Here is a 16,392-nt window from a genome sequence, read left to right as displayed (position 1 = left end):
CTACGCCCCCTACGCACCCTTGCCGCCCATCTTGCCGCCACCGGAGTTCAGGTCGGGGAACTCGGTGACGAACTCGTTGAGGCCGTAGTTCGCCAGGTCATCGGTTTTTTCGAACACCTCGGTCGCCCAGGACATCGCGCTGACGAACTTGTCCACCCGTGTGTGCAGCTCGTCGTTCACCTTGACGACCGAGTTGCCGAATCCCGTCGCCCAGGTGTTCAGCTTCGTGGCGGGTTGCCAGTCCGACTTCGGCTGCACTTGGAAGTCGGCGCCGAGGATGCCGTCCTCCTTGTTCGTCGTGGCATCGTCGACCAGGCTGATGTTCAAGGTGTTGAAAGCGCTCATCAGCTTGTTCCAGTCGTCCTTGTTGAACCTCAGATGACCGGAGCCGCCGGGGCCCTTGACCGCGGGCAACGGCTTCGGCTTCTTGTCCTTGCCGTCGCCGTCCTTCTTGTCCCCAGTACCGTCCTTCTTGTCATCGGCACCGTCCTTCTTGTCCCCGGTGCCGTCCTTCTTGCCGCCGTCCTTACCGCCGTCCTTGCCACCATTACCGGGCCCGGGGACGGTGTAGGTGTAGCCCTGCCCTTTGGGGCCACCGTTGCCGCCGCTGCCGCCGTCCTTGCCCTTGTTCTTGTCGCCGTCCTTGTCGACGGTGGGCTTGCGGTAGGTGACCGTGCTGGTGGTGGGAAAGAGCGGCTGCTTCCCGTCGCCGCCACCGTCCTTCTTGTCCCCGCCGCCGTTCTGACCGCCGTCCTTACCGTCTTTACCGCCGTCCTTGCCCTCGGCGGGCGGACGGCGCAGAACGTTGACGCTGGCGGGATCGAACGGATGGTTCCCACCGCCGCCACCGTCCTTTTTGCCCCCGTCACCGCCGTCGGGGCGTTCCGATTTGACGTGCGGCTTCTGCGACTTGCCGGGAGGCAGGTTCGGGTCGCCCTCGTGCGGCTTGCCGGAGCCACCGCCGTCCGTGGCGGGCGGGTCCTGCTTGCCGAGCAGTTTTCCTTGGTCGTGCCGCAGCGCGATCTTGGTGTCCTGCTCGTCGGGCAGCATGCCGTAGCGGTGCTGCCCGTGGAAGCCCTTCGGCGGAGCGCCCGCGGACGGGTCCGTGTTGAGGACCTTTCCATCCGCCTCGGTGCGCGACAGCCCGCCCGTTTTCGCGTCGGCGCCATCGAATTCGATCGCGCCGTCCTTCCCGATGTGGATTTTCCCGTTGTCGACGAACGGAGCCTTGTCCGTGGGGCCGACCCAGTGGACCTTGCCGTCGGGGCCCACCATCAGGCCGCTCTTGTCGTCCCCGTGCCCACCGTGCTGGTCGGAGTCGAAGTCCCGGACCGGCTGGTTCTTGTCGCGAGCGTTGTAGACGCTCTGGAGTTCACCGTCCTTGCCGACGCGCAGCTCGTACGGGCCGTTGTCCAGCAGCGGCGCCTTCTTCGGATCGCCGAGCCACTTGAGCTTCCACTGGCCGTGGTCGGCGACCCAGGCAACACCGCCGTGCTCGTCCGGGGTGAGGACCTGCGGCGGCTGGTGCACGACCTGGTCCACGCCGCCATTCGGCTGCTGGCTCGTCACGTGGTCCACGCCGCCGTCCGGGTGGTGGGTATCGCCTCCCGGTGGCGGCTGGTGCGAAACCGGGTGCTGGGTGTCGCCGTTGCCGGGGTTCTGGTTGTGGTCCGGCTGCTGGGTCTTCACCTCGCCGGGCGGCTTGTCCTTGACCCATTCGACGCGGTTGTGGTCCGGCACGTATTCCAGGTGGCCGCCGTCGTTCGGGTCGGTGTCCGGGAACTTGACCTTCGACCAGTCCACCGGATGATCCGACGGCATCTGCGGGCCGGGCACCATCCCGGGGTCCATGTCCCTGACCCACTCGACCCGGCCGTGCTCCGGCACCCACTGCTGGTGGATCCCGTCGTCGGGATCGGAGTCCGGGATCTGCACCTTCGACCAGTCCACCGGCTGGTCCGGCTGCTGGGGGCCGGGACCGCGCCACGGCTCGTGCGGCTGCGGCGCAGGGTGCTCGCCCGGCACCGGGATCTGCTCCGTCGGCGGCGCCTTCGTGATCGGATCCCGGATCCAGTCGACCTGCTTGGTCACCGGGTTCCACTGGTGGTGCCCGCCCGACCACCCGTCAGGCCCCGGGAAATGCACCTTCGACCAGTCGACCGGATGATCCGACGGCATCTGGGGGCCGTGGTTGACCGGCATGGGCGACCCCTGCGGGCGCTGTTCCGCCAGGTGCCGCTGCACCGCGTTGGCCGGATCGTCCTCCACCCATTCGACCTGCTGGTCCGCGGGAACCCACTCCTGGTGGACCCCGTCGTTCGGGTCCGGGTCGGGGAACCTGAACGGGCCCAGCGGTTTTTCGGTCTGCCCCTCGCCCGGAGTGGTCGGCCATCCGTCGTGCGAGGGCATGATCGGATTCTGGTTCGCCGGGATCACCGGTGATCCGTCGCGCGACGGAATGAGCGATCCCTGGTTCGTGGAGTTGCCATCCGTCAATCGCCCGGATCGCTTGGGGCCGCCGTCGGCGGGCGGATTGCCGGTCATGGCGAAGGTTCCTTTCTCAGACGTTTCGGGAGAGGGGATGCCTGTGGGCCCGCGGTGACGCGGGCCCACAGGCGGGGGCCGGATCAGCTGTTCATGATCCTGGCGCCCATGTTGTCGCCTTCCTTGAAGATTTCGTGCACATTGAACGACCTGGTCACGCTGTCGTTGAAGTCGCTCTGCATCGACTGGTAGATCTTGGTCCAGTCCGCCTGCAGCGGAGCCCACACGGTGGCGGCCTTTCCGCCGAAACCCTCCGAAATGTTCCGCAACTTGGCGTTGAGTTCCTCGAGGATCACGCCGGTAGCCACGTGGCACTGCCGGAGGCTCTCGTTGACATCCATGTATCCGTCATGATTTACGTCGAACCGCGACACGGGTTTCTCCTTTACCGCTGTGGTCAGCGAGTCTGGCCTTGGGTTTCGTGATCCCGCTGGATGTTTTCAGTCCGGACCTTGTTGAGCTTGGCGTTCAGCTCGTCCAGCTTGGCCACGACCTCTTTGAACTTCATGTTCCACGAATCGAACCGCTGGGTCAGCATGTTGCCGGACCCCGACGCGTTGACGATGGCGATCTCGGGGGACAGCATGTTCACCTTGCTGTAGACGGTCCGCATTTCGCTGACCGCCGCGTTGGCCGCGTTGACGGCCTGCGCCAGCACCGCTTCATCGGACAGATAACCTTGGGCCACCCGATTCTCCTATTCCTTGGGCGTACTGTTGATTTTTTCGAGCACTGGGCCGGTCGGCAGCAGTGCCAGCAGCTCGGCCGGAACCAGCCGAGCGCTGTCGGCGGAGAACCCGAGCGCGGTGGCAGCGTCCGCGCTGGCCACCGGGAACTTGGCCCCCGATTCGGTGACGAGGTAGCTCCCCGCGCCGGGAACGCCCGGTGCCGGGCGCGTCCGCGCCAGGAAACCCGCACCGGGAAGGACTTCGACCCGGTCGGCGACCCTGCCGTCGCGCACCACGCCGGCGGTCTGGTTGCTCTGCGCGTTCCCGCGCGGCGGCGGCGCGGTCACCAGCCGCGACGATTCCCCGTGCCAGAGCACACAAGGCACGCGGCCGGTCAGGTCCAGCGCGTTCGGCGGCGTGGCGGGCAACGCCGCCTGCCACACGGGCGCGGGCAGCACGGCCTGCGTCGCCAGTTCCGAAGGCGCGATCCGCAGCGCCTCCTTCTTCGACCACGCCGGGTCGGCGTTGAGCAGCGCGGCCACGGTCGGGGTCACCGGGACGAGACCGCCGTCCTGCGCCACGAACGAGTTCCCACCGACCGCCTCGGGTACGACGACGAGCTGACCGACCACAGTGGACGTTCCGCTGATGGTGGGCCCCGCCTTGCCTTCGTCGCGCGCCAGCGGCGGCGAGCCGATGTCCGGGCCCGACGGCAACGCGTTGAGCCACGAGGAATCCACCGGGACGGCCTGCGCCGCGTCCATGCCCAGCGCGCGCGGCACCCACGGGGCGACGATCCGCAGCTTCGTGCCCTGCCAGGCGAGGTAGAGCTGCCCGTCCCCGGAGACCAGCACGCCCTGGCGGTCGGTCGCCTCGGTGGCGCCGGTCGCCGCGCCCACCGTCACCGACAGCTTGAATCCACTTTGGTCATTCCCCGCGCAGACGGTCCACGGGCTGTCCGCCGATCCGCCCGGCAGCGCGTCCGGTGCGCCGAGGATCCCGATCGGCGCACCGCGCGGCACGTCGGCGAGTTCGGGCGACTTGACCGTGACGACCGCGGGCGCCTTCCCGGTGATCAGGCGGGCGGAAGCCTGGTTCAGCACCGGCCGCAACAGGCCGTCGACCATCATGTACCGGCTGCCGGAGTCCTCCGCGACGATCAGCGCGCCCGGCTGCTTCCACGCGGTTCGGCCCGCGCCCATCCCGGTGAACAGGTGGAGCACCACGATGATCGCGACGACCAGCAAGCTGATCATGATGCCGACGATGAGCCCGATCCCGGTGCGCCGCAGCGGGCGCTCCGGGCCGTCCGGGTCGGCGCGCAGGACCGCCGACGCCAGCCTGCCGGTGACGAACGAATACGCGTCCACCTGGTCCCGCCTGGTGTACATCACTCACCTCCCATCGTTGGCACGGATTCGGTGCTGGAAACGGTTCAGAAGAGGCTGGCGATCCAGCCGTAGACACCGGTGACGGACAACAGGATCGGCAGCACGGCCAGCGCGAAGATCCACTGGAAGATGTCACCCCACCGGCCCCAGCGCGGGATCAGCTTCTTGCCTGGCAGGGTCTGCGCGGCCGCCATGGCCAGCCCGCACAGGGAAAGCAGCCCCAGCAACACGCCCAGCCGCCCGACCGTCGGCAGCTCGGCGCTCGCCCCGAGCAACAACGTGGTCAGCCCGATCCCGGCGGGCACCAGTGCGGAAAGCCGGTGCCAGACGCCGACGACCTCGCGGGCCTGCAACAGCAGCAGCAGGCTGATCAGCGCGGTCAGCAGGGTGGTGTCCCACCGGCCGCCCATGCCCAGCGCGATCAGTCCCCCGGCGCACACGGCACCGACCACGGCGAGGATCGCGGTGAAGTGCGCGTCGGTCTCGGCGGCGCGGCGGAGGACGTCGTCGCCGGGAAGCGGATCGAGCCCTTCCTGGAACTCGTCGAGCGTGGTCGGCACCGGCTCCACCGTCAGCTTTCCCAGCCAGGCGGCGATACTCGGGGCCAACCTGGTCAGTGCGAGCGCGAGCGTGACGACGATGCCCGCGGTCGGAACGTCGCCGATACCGGTGAGCGCGCTCAGCAGACCGCCGAGCGCGGTGAGCACCCCACCCCCGGCCACCGCCAGGAACACCGGCTGGGCGGTCTTCACCGACACCCTCGCCACGGTCGCGGCGACCGCGATCGCCACCCCGGCGCCGAGGATGCCGGAGCCGTCGAACCAGTCCGGAGGCCCGCCACCACCGGGGAACGCGAGCCCGGCCACCGCGGCCGCGAACACGCCGACGCCGGCCAGCGTCACCGCTCGCCCGTCGCTTTCGGCTACGTACCAGGAGAGACCCGCGGCACCGGCGAGCAGCAGCACGCAGACGACGGCCGCGCCGATGGCGACGTCGGTTCCCGTTGCCGCGTAGGTGCAGAGGAACACCGCCAGCAGCGCGCAAAAGACACCGGCGATGATGCTGGTGCGGCGGGTGAACGCCGGGCGCCAGGTGTCACGGCGGCCGGACAGGCCGGTGTGCACACCGTCGACGAGGTCGTCGAAATCGGCCGCGGGCAACTGGTCGTCGCGCGGACGAAGGTAGAGGTGATCGCCGTCGTACAGCCCGGCTTCGGCGGTACCGACGTCCTCGTCGAGCGGTTCCTCGCCGAGCCGCTGCAGCACCCAGCCGCCGTGCTCCATACCGGAGGTGGCCAGGCTGGGATCGAGGTGCCCGAGCACGGTCGGCATGAGATCGGCGATCGCCACGTGCGCGGGAACGGCCAGTTCGACGCGCGAGGACGGGCCGGTGATGGTGAGCCGGCACATCTCACTCGATCCACCGGCAGCCGGGCTCGTGGCCGCGGTGCTCGTGCTAGTCGCCTCCATGCCACGTACACGGCACAGATCCCGTTCACGGTTCACCGCCGGCCGTGACCGCGCGAACGCGGGTGATTCCGGTAACCCGCCGTTAAACGATCGGGCAACGGCGCCGCACGCAAGGGTTTTGCCCGTTCGATTGGAAACACTGGCCGCTTTCCCCGCCCGGTGACCTGGGAGTGAACATTGACCGGCCTGCTCCGGTCCGTTGGGCGAAGTGGCCAGGGACCGCTTCCGATCGCCAGTAGCGTCGATTCCGGTGCAGGCCAACGAAAGGATGACCGGTGCCTGATCTGGTCTCGGTGGACGTGGAGCGCCTCTGGCTCCTGAGCCAGGAGTTCCGGGCTTCCGCGGAAGAGCTGCGTACGCGCATCGAGAGATTCCGGGCGGAAGCCGCGGGCACCAACGGTGCCTACGGGGAGACGCCGAACGCCGAAGCGGCCGAACGGGCCTACCGGGAGAACGTCGCTCAGACCCTCGAACGGCTCGAGAAGATGCGCCGCCGTCTCACGGAGACCGCGGATGCCTTGGCGGAACAGGCGAAGCACTTCAAGAACACCACGAGCGATGCCGAGTCCGCCGCCACCGAAATCCACCGGGCGAAGTGATGTCGCAGAGCGCGCTGGCCGAAGTCGGCCTCACGAACCCGGGCGGCAGTCCGGCTGCCCTTGACCACAACGCGCAGAGCTGGGCGGAAATCTCGGCGTACCTGAACGAGCACAGCGACCACCTCGCCAAGCTGACCGCGTCCGGCCTGCGGGACTGGCGGGGCGAGGCCGCGAACGCCTTCGCCGAACGCGCGATCCCCCTGATGCGCAACGCGGAGGAGGAGGCGCAGCGCACCGCGGCGATCGCGGCCAGGCAGCAACAGCACGCGAAGACCCACCAGTCGGTCCTGCAGATCATCATCGAGCTGAGCGTCCAGATCGCCGCCATGCTGGCCTTCTACGCCGCGGCGGCCGCGTTCCCGGCACTGCTCGCCTGGGCGCAGGCGTGGCTGAACTACCTGGTCGCCACCGGTGCCCGGGTCTTGCGGATCCTCGCCGAGGCCCTGAACGCGCTGGTGCGCTTCCTGAACCAGGCCAGGACGTGGGTCAACGCGGTCAACGAACTGACCTGGAACACCTCGAAGTTCGGCGTCGGCTACGGCCGCATGATCACCGAGGGCGTCCGCGACATCGCGATCGACCTGACCGCGAACCTGGTCTCGGCCGGCATCCAGCACAAGAAGATCGATCCGGCGCAGCTGTTCATCAGCGCCGGGATCAGCGGCGGCATCGGCGGGCTCGGCGGCGCGCTGGAGAAGAGCGGCCTCAAGAAGGCCGTCGACGAAGCGGGCAACGTCAAGCGCCGCGCCGACGGCACTCCCGAGTTCGTCCCGTTCGTCAAGCAGGTGCAGAACTTCGTGAAGAAGATCGGCCCGCAACCACGGCCGAGGCCGGACGGGCCACCGCCCTCCGACGCGCACCGCCTGCTCGGCAACGCCAAGAACTCCTACGACCGGGCGAGGAACCTCGGCGTCACGGACAAGCCGGGCGAGAACGTCAACCTCGCCGGAAACCTTTCGGCGACCCGAGGTGCCTACGACACCGCGTTGCGCGGGCGAACCAGGGCGAACGAAGAGGTCCGGCGGCTCACCGACGAGGTGCGGACGCACGAGCAGACCGCACGGGCGTACCGGAACGCGGCGGACCGGGCTGGCAGCCGCGTCGAAACGACCGCTATGCGCCTGGACATGTACCGGGCGTCCGGGAACCCGAACTGGGTGGACGACGCCGCCCGCGAGCTGGCGGACGCGCGCGCGGAGTTCACCGCGGCCACCGATGGCCTGCGCACCACCGAAAACGCGTTGAGCACGTCACGTCGGAACCTGTCCGACGCGCAGCGGAACGAGACGCTCGCGAACCACACCGTCGACTCGACCGACGCGGCGCACCGGCTCGCGAGGGACGAAGCGAACGCGTGGATCGGGCGCGACGCGAGCCGCGCGCTCGCGTGGGACCAGACGGGCTTCAGCGACAAGTTCAGGTTCGTGCTGCGGAACAACGAGTGGCGGACCTCGTTCGGCAGTCCCAAGAAGTGGCAGGAGACCGTCTTCTACGACATCCCCAAGGACGCGATCAAGGGCGCCGCCAACGGCGGGGCCAAGTCCGCCGCCGAGGTGTCCCGTGGCAACGGCAACAGCAGTGACATCTGGAAGGACGCGCTGCTCGGCGGCGCCACGGGCGCGGTGCGCGGCGGGGTGAACTCGGTGGCGAACAACAAGGCGTTCCCCGCCGGCGGGATCGAAGAAACGCTGTGGAAGTCCGGCAGCAAGACGATGGACGACTACACCCGCCGCAAGATCAAGGAAGCCACCTACGGATCGGCGCCCTGACCGCATCCGGTCCTGTCGATGCCCCGAAGGCGGCTTTCGGGGAATCCAGCGCCACTTTCTCCACCCTCGCGGCAACCGGCGAGACGCTGCGCATGCCCCGAAGGGGCCCTTGAGGGAATCCAACGCCGCGAAGGCGACCTTCAGGGCATCGGCGCTGCCACCCCACCCAGCACGAAAGCCAAGACCGCGGCATCAGATTCCCCCAAAGCGCCCTTCACAGCATCCACAGGATTTCACAGCTCACATCCCTTCCTCGACCCCACGCCCGCACCCCGAAAGAGGCGCCTGCGGGACACGAAAGCCGCGGATGAAGCCTGCGCACGCCCGCTCCACGCCAAACCACATGCCCCGAAAGGGCCCCTGAGCGAATCCAACGCCGCAAAGGCGACCTTCAGGGCATCGGCGCTGCCACCCCACCCACCACGAAAGCCAAGACCGCGGCATCAGATTCCCCCAAGGCGCCCTTCACGGCATCCACCGGAACCCGCCGAGGAAGCACGGAGCCCTTACCAGAGTGGAGTTCGCGGCGCTCAAGTCCCCGAAGGCCACTCCCAGGGCATACGCCCCGCACCAGCCGATCGAGCGGGAGCACCCTTCGGGAAACCCCCGCCGCGATGGCAAACGTCCTATGTGGACTTCGCGGCCTTCCGCTTCTTCTTCTCCGCGGCCGCGATCACCGCGGGCCCGGCGATCAGCAGCGCGACCGCACCAGCGATGCCGGCGAACAACATCGCGCGGTTGCCCGGCTCCGGATCCCGCTCCTTCGGCAGCGTGATGGGAAGCTGTTCGGCCGCGGGGCGTACGGGCGCGTCGTTGTCCAGCACGGTGCTCACCGCGGCGTACGGGTCGACGACGCCGTAGCCGACGTACTTGTCCGGCAGCCGCGCGCTCGGGTGATCGGCCGTCCTCAGCAGCCGGTCCCTCACCTGCGCGGCGGACAGGGTCGGGTGGTAGGTGCGGATGAGCGCGGCGGTGCCCGCCACGTAGCCGACGGCGAGTTCGGTACCGGAGCCCGCGCGGTTGCCCGTCCCTTCGGGGGCGACGCTCACCAGGTCGCCCGCGGGCGCGGCCACCGACGGATCGGCACCGTAGGGCTGGTTCGTGACCGGTCCGCCCGCCGTCAGCGGGGCCACCGAAACCACGCCGGGAAGCCTTGCGGGGAAAGCCAATTGACCCTGCTTCGGTACGACGGCCGGGGCGATCACCACCGCGTCCTTCGCGGCCGCGTACTCGACGGCCTGCTGCAGTTCGGGCGTGCCGATGGTGGCCTGCAGGCCCACCGCGACCACCGTGGCGCCACCGTCCACAGCGGACTTGATGCCCTGGCCGATATCGCGTGACAGGCCCGCGTGGTCCTGGATCTTCGGTGGGTCGTCGCTCACCCGGACGGGGTAGATCCGGGAACCGGGTGCCACCCCGACGAACGGCCCGGTGCCGGGCCGCGCGGCGATCAGCCCTGCGATGAACGTGCCGCGCCCGTAGCAGTCGCCGTCACCCTTCCCCCCGCGCAGGTCGGTGCCCGGCAGCACGGCACCGTTCAGCGACTGGGCACCGGCGGCGACCCCGGTGTCGATCACCCCGACCACGCCGGAGCCGGTGGTGAGCGGCCATACCCGGTCGGCGGCGATGCGCTTCTGCGCCCATGATTCCTGCGGGATCACGGTTTTCGCGGGCGGCGCGCACTGACCGGTCGGCTCGTCGTCCCCCGCGGCGGAGGACGGGGGCGCCACCGACAACATCAGTACGGCCGCGCCCGCGATCGCCAGTACCCGCTTCATTCCGCCACCTCGTCCAGCCAGCCGATTTGCAGGCCGATGCCTTCGCGGCGGCTGGCCAGGACCGCGCGTCCCGGGGGGAGCTGCCTGCCCCGCGCGCCGTTGAGCAACGGCATCTCGCCGGGTGGCATGGACAGCGTCAGCTCCGGGCTGTTGGACTCCTGCATGCGGCGGATCACCGAATCCATGCTCGTGCGGCCCGCGCCCGCGCCCGCTCGCGCGACCACGAGGTGCAGGCCGATGTCCCCGGCCTGCGGGATCAGCTCCATCATCGCGTCGAGCGGCCCGCCCATCCCGCTGAGCACCAGGTCGTAGTCGTCGACCAGCACGAAGTACTCCGGCCCGCTCCACCAGTCCCGCCTGCGAAGCTGCGCCGGGGTGATGTCGGCATCGGGCACCCGTTCCTTCAGCCGCGCCGCCACCCCGTTGACGAGGTTCTCGGCGGCGGCCATCGCGACGGCCATCCCTTCGCGGTAGGACTCGGGAACCGACTCCATCAGCGTCCGGCGCGGGTCGATCACGATGATGCGGAGTTCGTCCGGGTTGTACAGACCGGTGATCGCCCGCGTGATGAGCCGCAGCGCGCCCGTTTTCCCGCTGCCGCTGTCGCCGACGATGGTCAGGTGCGGACTGGTGCGGAAGTCGTGCCACACCGGCATCAGATCGAGTTCGCCCGCCCCGAGCGGCACGCGCGGCCCCGGCTCCGGATCGGGCAGTGCCTCGACCGGCAGCACCTCGGGCAGCATCCGCACCGCGGGCGCGTTCGGGCCGTGCCAGGCGTCCCGGACGGCGGCCACCAGATCGGCGGTCGCCTGCTGCAGGCCCGCGATGCCGGCCATGCCGTCGACGCGCGGCACCCCGCCGAGGAAGTGGCGCTGGTCGGCGGTCAGCCCGCGGCCGGGGATCTGCGGCACCTGCGCCGCCGCCCGCATGTTGATCATCGAGTCGATGGAGTCACCGAGCCGCAGCTCCACCCGGGTGCCGAGCTGGTCGCGCAGTCCACTGTGGACGTCCGACCAGCGGTTCGCGGTGATCATCAGGTGCACGCCGTAGGCGAGGCCGCGCTGCGCGAGCTGCCGCAGCGACATGTCGTGCTGCTCGAAGTCGGTGCGCAGCAGGCCCCAGCCGTCCACGACCAGGAACACGTCGCCGTGCGGTTCGCCGGCGAATTCGCCCATGGCACGGCGTTCGCGGTAAGCCGCCATGCCCGCCACCCGGTGCTCGGAGAACAACCGCTCGCGGTGCGCGAGGAGAGTCTGGACCTCCGCGATGGTCCGCGAGACCTGTTCCTCCTGCATCCGTGCCGCGACACCGCCGACGTGCGGCAGCCGCTCCAGCGCGGCGAGCGTGCCACCACCGAAGTCCAGGCAGTAGAACTGCACCTCGGCGGGCGAGTGCGTCAAAGCGAGCGCGGCGATCAGGTTGCGCAGCAGCGTGCTCTTGCCCGCCTGCGGGCCGCCCGCGATACCGACGTTCCCGCCGGCGCCCTCCAGGTCGACCAGGTACAGGTCGCGAAGCTGCTCGAACGGCTTGTCCACCACGCCGATCGGGACCTCCAGGTGCCCGCACCCCGGCCAGTCCCGCGCGACCAGCCCGCGCACCGGGTCCACTTCCAGCGGCGGCAGCAGGTGGTCCAGCGCGGGCGGGTCCTCCAACGGCGGCAACCACACCTGGTGCGCCGGGGGCCCGTGCTCCAGCAGCTTTTCCACGGTCACGTCCAGCACCGATTCACCGGTGGCGGCGCGATCGACGCCGGTGTCCGGTGTTTCGTCTTCCAGCACCACGGTGGACTTCAGCGGTTCGTCGCGGACCTGCTTGTGCATGCCGAACAGGACGACCTGGCGCCGCACCTCCTCCTGGCGTTCCTCGCGCGTCCGCCGCCGGTGCTGGCCGGAGACGTAGGCCGCCTTGAACCGCACCAGCATCGCGACGTCGGTGCGGATGAAGCCGTTGCCCGGCGCGGCGGGGAGCTGGTAGGCGTCGGGCACCCCGATGACCGACCGGCTTTCCATCGCGGAGAACGTGCGCAGGCTGATCCGGTAGGACAGGTGGCTTTCCAGCTTGTGCATGCGGCCGTCGTCGATGCGCTGACTGGCCAGCAGCAGGTGCACGCCGAGCGAACGGCCGAGCCGCCCGATCATCACGAACAGCTCGGCGAAGTCCGGATTGGACTGGAGCAGCTCGCTGAACTCGTCGACGATGACGAACAGCGTCGGCAGCGGATCGAGCGGCGTACCGGACAGCCGCGCCTTTTCGTAGTCCAGCAGCGAAGCGTAGTTCCCCGCCGAGCGCAGCAACTCCTGCCTGCGCACCAGTTCCCCGTGCAACGCGTCCTGCATGCGGGTGACCAGCGGCGCCTCGTCGGCGAGGTTGGTGATCAGCGCGGACACGTGCGGCAGCTTGTCCAGGCCGAGGAAGGTGGCACCACCCTTGAAGTCGACGAGGACGAAGTTGAGGATCTCCGACGAGTGCGTCATCGTCATGCCGAGCACGAGCGTGCGCAGCAGCTCGGACTTGCCGGAACCGGTGGCGCCGATGAGCAGCCCGTGCGGGCCCATCCCGCCCTGTGCGGACTCCTTGATGTCCAGCTCGACCGGTGTGCCGTCCTCGGCGATGCCGAGCGGGATGCGGAACCGGTCCCTGGTGAGCCCGGTCCGCGCGATCGTCCTCGGGTCCCAGTCGTCGAGGTCGGTGATGCCGAGCAGGCGGGTCAGTTCGAAGTTCGTCTGCATCGGCTCGGCGACGTCGGTCGTGCCGCCACCGAGCCGGTACGGCGAAACGACGCGCGCGAGCGCGGCCGCCCTGGCGACGCTGAGCAGGTCCGGGGTGCACAGCGGGGTGCGGACCTCCTTGCCGGTGCGGTTGGTGCGCACCATTTCGACCTGTTTCTCCGACACGTCCAGCCGCAGCGCCGTGGCGCCGCTGACCTCCTCCAGCCCGCCGCTGAGGTCGAGCACGATCGCGTTGCGGTACCCCGCGCCGGCCAGCCGCGACTCGGCGGGCACGGTGACCCCGTCCAGCACGATCACGACGTACGGTTCTTCGCGGTTCGGCGAAGCGGCCGCCTCGAACCGGCCCCGCTCGCCGAGTTCGGCGTCGAGCAGCTCGGTCAACGCGTCCACGCCGTCCGCGAGCAACCGCACCTGGCCGGCGTCGTCCTGCTCCTGCGGGTGCTGCGCGTGCGGCAGCCACTTCACCCATTCCCACGACCCGGCCAGTTCCGGGGACGCGCACACCGCCACCCGCAGGTCCTCCGGGGAGTGGAAGGTGGTGAGCTGGGCCAGCATCGACCGGACGGTGCCGCGGATCGCGTCGGCGTCACCGCTGAAGCGGATCCGGAAGAACCCGCGCAGGAACAACGCCATCGGCAGGTTCGAGACCGTGGTGTAGGCGTTGATGAACCGGCGAAGCGACCGGGCGGCAAGCGGTTCGAGGTCCTGGATCGGTTTGCTGGACGGGGGCGTCACCTTCAGCGCGAGCCGCTGGGGACCGGTGCCGAGCCGCACCTCGGCGAAGTCGGCGTGCGCCGCGCGGCGCTCCCAGAGGCGGCTGGTCATCGCGACCGACCACAGCCCGGCCGGGTCGGGATGGCGCCAGGACAGCGCGGCGCGCTGGTCGACCGCGGCGGTGCGCACCTGCTTGCGGATCTGGCCGAGGTAGCGCAGGTAGTCCTTGCGGTCCCCGCGCAGCTTGTGCCGCCGTTCGGCCCCGCCCCTGCCCATCTGCATCAGGAACATGCCGACGGCCATCAGCAGCATCAGGCTGAACATGCCGATGCCGAGCCACGGGTTCGTCCGTCCCATGTAGACGAGCATGAACACGCCGGTGCCCATCATCATCGGCATGACCATCAGCGAGGACATGATGTCCTTGCTGCCGCCGCTCTCCGGCAGGGTCGGCGGCTCCTCGATGGACAGCTCACCGGTCGGCATCTCCGGCGGCTTCTCCCGCCCGGGGCGGCGGAAAAGCGTCGTCGTCATCGCGTCGGCTCCTCACGGCGTGTGGTACCCACACACCACACGGTTCACCCCGCCCCACCGGTTCAGCCGGACGCGGAAACCGCCGCCGCACCGCGCGAAGGGACAGGAAAACCTGCCTGTTCGCTCGCGGGAGGGGTGCTCGCCCCCGCATCGCCGTAGCCTCCACGCAGAGGCATGCGTGCGACGAAGGGACATGCCGTGGGGTACGGCGTTGGCATCGATCTGGGGACATCGTTCACCTCGGCCGCCGCGAGCGGGTCCGGGGGGATCAACGTCGTGCCGTTGTCGTCGAGGGTGGTCGTGCCCTCGGTGGCGGGCACCACGCCGGACGGATCGCTGCTGACCGGTGCCGTCGCACTGGCGCGCGCGGCCGGTCCCGCCGCGCTTGCCCGCGGCTTCAAACGACGGCTCGGCGATCCTTCCCGGCTCCCCGTCGGGGCCGGGCAGTATTCCCCGCCCGAACTGATGGCCGCGCAACTGCGCGACGTCCTCTCCGAGGTCGCCAAGACCCAGGGCGGTCCCCCGGATTCGGTCGTGCTGACCTGCCCCGCGGTCTGGGGCCCGTACCGCCGCGAGCACTTCGCCGAAGTCCCCCGCCTGGCGGGCCTGCGCGACTACCGGCTGGTGACCGAGCCGGAGGCGGCCGCCACCCACTACTCGCGGGAACGGAGGCTCGGCGACGGCGAAACCGTCGCGGTCTACGACCTCGGCGGCGGCACGTTCGACACCACGATCCTGCGCATCCGCCCCGGCGGTATGGAAATCCTCGGTACGCCCGAAGGCATCGAGCACCTCGGCGGCATCGATTTCGACGACGTGCTGTTCACCGACCTCGACAGGCGGCTCGGCGGCGCCATCAGCGCACTCGACCCGGCGGAGCCCGCCGCCGCGGCCGCGCTCGGCTCCATCCGCGCCCTGTGCACCAGAGCCAAGGAAACCCTGTCCGTAGCACAGGAAGCGGAGCTGTCCGTCCCGTTACCGTCCGGCGCACGCGAGATCTCCGTTTCCCGCGCCGATTTCGACGCGATGATCGAACCTTCGGTCCGGTTGACCATCGACGCGCTCCGCCGCACCATCACCTCGGCGGGGCTCCGCCCCGACGACATCTCCGCCATCCTGCTCACCGGTGGCTCCTCCCGGATCCCGCTCGTGTCCCAGCTCGTGTTCGGGGAGTTCGGCAAGCCGGTCCGGGTCACCCTGCACCCGAAGTTCACCGTCGCGCTGGGCGCCGCGGCGATCGCGGCGACCAGTCCCGCCAAGGCACCCGCCCCGGCCAAACCGCCCGCTTTCGAGCAGGACACCGTGGCGCTGCCCTCGTCGGCTCCGGTCGAACAGGACACCGTGGCGCTGCCCTTCGTCCGGCCGCTGCCGCCACTCGCCTCCGACGAAAGCTACCTCGCGGAACCCGCCCGCAAGAAGTGGCTCGTGCCGGTGATCGCCGCCAGCGTCCTCGTGGTGATCGCCGCGGTCACCACCGTGCTGCTCCTTCTCGCCTCCGAAACGCAGGAGCCCGGGGCGGGGGCACCGGGGCCGTCGACCCCGTCGATCCCGTCGCAGCCGCTCGTGCGCGGCGACGCGAACGAGGCCGGGCTCGGTTTCGTCGGATAGCGCCGTCCTTTTCGGACCGCAGGGCACGGCGAATCGCAAGCACCAGTTCCATGTCCGCACAGTTATCCGACAGTCGTCGAACGGGCAGATCGACCACGGATACGTTGTCCGATCGTCGCGCACGGTGCAAATCTGGTGGAGCATCCACACGATCGCTTCATTCAGGTGAAAGGAAATCACTCACGATGCCCTCCGCGACCAAGAAGATCTTCCTGGGTACGGCCGCGCTCGGCGCCATCGCCGCCGGTGTAGTGCCCGGAACCGCGCAGGCCGCGACGACCGGCGACGCGACGTTCAAGCTGTGCAACCACGGCAGTGACTACACCGTGCAGGCCGTCTTCCCCGGCCACGGTGGCCGCTCGTCCCTGGTGGTCTCCTCTTACGGTCCGTGCTGGGAGGGCAAGGTCGCTCCCGGCGAGAGCTTCTACCTCGAGGTCAAGCGCACGGACAACCCCGCCTCCTTCACCACCCCCGTCGACAACGCGAACAACGGGCCCTCGACAGCCATCACGACCAAGTACATCTTCACCGCGTTCAAGTACACCAAGCTGTAGTCGCCCAGTACCGTTGTGCGGGTTTCCGGCCAAAA

The 16,392-nt window shown here is 69.5% G+C and carries 11 protein-coding genes; 4 read left to right on the top strand and 7 right to left on the bottom strand.

What is annotated here, in order from left to right:
- Positions 1–9: 9 nt before the first annotated feature.
- The 5 genes from ABD256_RS34295 to eccD form a co-directional block, all read right to left on the bottom strand.
- Entirely contained in the window at positions 10–2,409 is a 2,400-nt protein-coding gene (locus tag ABD256_RS34295; protein ID WP_344428767.1) for an atrophin-1 family protein, read from the bottom strand.
- Between the two features lie 218 nt (positions 2,410–2,627).
- Positions 2,628–2,918, bottom strand: coding sequence for a hypothetical protein (locus tag ABD256_RS34290; protein ID WP_344428765.1), 291 nt, complete (start codon positions 2,916–2,918; stop codon positions 2,628–2,630).
- A 23-nt stretch (positions 2,919–2,941) separates the two neighbouring features.
- Complete coding sequence (locus ABD256_RS34285; RefSeq protein WP_344428763.1) at positions 2,942–3,232, bottom strand: hypothetical protein; 291 nt, start codon at positions 3,230–3,232, stop codon at positions 2,942–2,944.
- Between the two features lie 9 nt (positions 3,233–3,241).
- The gene (gene eccB, locus ABD256_RS34280) at positions 3,242–4,603 is read right to left on the bottom strand and encodes a type VII secretion protein EccB (RefSeq protein ID WP_344428762.1); all 1,362 of its coding nucleotides are present in this window, start codon (positions 4,601–4,603) and stop codon (positions 3,242–3,244) included.
- Between the two features lie 44 nt (positions 4,604–4,647).
- Positions 4,648–6,012, bottom strand: a complete 1,365-nt coding sequence (eccD, locus tag ABD256_RS34275) for a type VII secretion integral membrane protein EccD (protein ID WP_344428761.1) — start codon at positions 6,010–6,012, stop codon at positions 4,648–4,650.
- 335 nt (positions 6,013–6,347) lie between these two features.
- Here eccD and ABD256_RS34270 point away from each other — a divergent pair, with 335 nt between their 5' ends.
- The gene (locus ABD256_RS34270; protein ID WP_344428760.1) at positions 6,348–6,671 is read left to right on the top strand and encodes a hypothetical protein; all 324 of its coding nucleotides are present in this window, start codon (positions 6,348–6,350) and stop codon (positions 6,669–6,671) included.
- Complete coding sequence (locus tag ABD256_RS34265; protein WP_344428758.1) at positions 6,671–8,440, top strand: hypothetical protein; 1,770 nt, start codon at positions 6,671–6,673, stop codon at positions 8,438–8,440. The genes ABD256_RS34270 and ABD256_RS34265 overlap by 1 nt, the downstream gene beginning before the upstream one ends.
- Before the next feature lie 626 nt (positions 8,441–9,066).
- Here the strand turns inward: ABD256_RS34265 and ABD256_RS34260 are convergent.
- Together ABD256_RS34260 and eccCa are read right to left on the bottom strand one after the other, a co-directional pair.
- Positions 9,067–10,218, bottom strand: coding sequence for a S8 family serine peptidase (locus ABD256_RS34260; RefSeq protein WP_344428756.1), 1,152 nt, complete (start codon positions 10,216–10,218; stop codon positions 9,067–9,069).
- A complete protein-coding gene (eccCa, locus tag ABD256_RS34255) occupies positions 10,215–14,195 on the bottom strand; it encodes a type VII secretion protein EccCa (protein ID WP_344428754.1) in 3,981 nt (1,326 codons plus the stop codon). The genes ABD256_RS34260 and eccCa overlap by 4 nt, the downstream gene beginning before the upstream one ends.
- A gap of 198 nt (positions 14,196–14,393) precedes the next feature.
- Between eccCa and ABD256_RS34250 the strand changes: the two genes are divergently transcribed.
- Both ABD256_RS34250 and ABD256_RS34245 read left to right on the top strand, forming a co-directional pair.
- Positions 14,394–15,803 carry an Hsp70 family protein gene (locus tag ABD256_RS34250; RefSeq protein ID WP_344428752.1) on the top strand — a complete coding sequence of 470 codons (1,410 nt, stop codon included), beginning with the start codon at positions 14,394–14,396 and terminating at the stop codon, positions 15,801–15,803.
- Between the two features lie 185 nt (positions 15,804–15,988).
- Positions 15,989–16,357 carry a hypothetical protein gene (locus ABD256_RS34245; RefSeq protein ID WP_344428750.1) on the top strand — a complete coding sequence of 123 codons (369 nt, stop codon included), beginning with the start codon at positions 15,989–15,991 and terminating at the stop codon, positions 16,355–16,357.
- Positions 16,358–16,392: the final 35 nt, after the last annotated feature.

Source organism: Amycolatopsis minnesotensis (assembly GCF_039529815.1).
Lineage (GTDB): Bacteria > Actinomycetota > Actinomycetes > Mycobacteriales > Pseudonocardiaceae > Amycolatopsis > Amycolatopsis minnesotensis.
Note: the sequence above shows the minus strand (reverse complement) of the source record. Positions and strands in the feature narration are given on the sequence as shown.

Coding starts and splice junctions, on each gene's coding strand:
- ABD256_RS34265 (WP_344428758.1), top strand. CDS start 6,671: ATGTCGCAGAGCGCGCTGGCCGAAGTCGGCCTCACGAACCCGGGCGGC.
- ABD256_RS34260 (WP_344428756.1), bottom strand. CDS start 10,218: ATGAAGCGGGTACTGGCGATCGCGGGCGCGGCCGTACTGATGTTGTCG.
- eccD (WP_344428761.1), bottom strand. CDS start 6,012: ATGTGCCGGCTCACCATCACCGGCCCGTCCTCGCGCGTCGAACTGGCC.
- ABD256_RS34245 (WP_344428750.1), top strand. CDS start 15,989: ATGCCCTCCGCGACCAAGAAGATCTTCCTGGGTACGGCCGCGCTCGGC.
- ABD256_RS34295 (WP_344428767.1), bottom strand. CDS start 2,409: ATGCCCTCGCACGACGGATGGCCGACCACTCCGGGCGAGGGGCAGACC.
- eccCa (WP_344428754.1), bottom strand. CDS start 14,195: ATGACGACGACGCTTTTCCGCCGCCCCGGGCGGGAGAAGCCGCCGGAG.
- eccB (WP_344428762.1), bottom strand. CDS start 4,603: ATGTACACCAGGCGGGACCAGGTGGACGCGTATTCGTTCGTCACCGGC.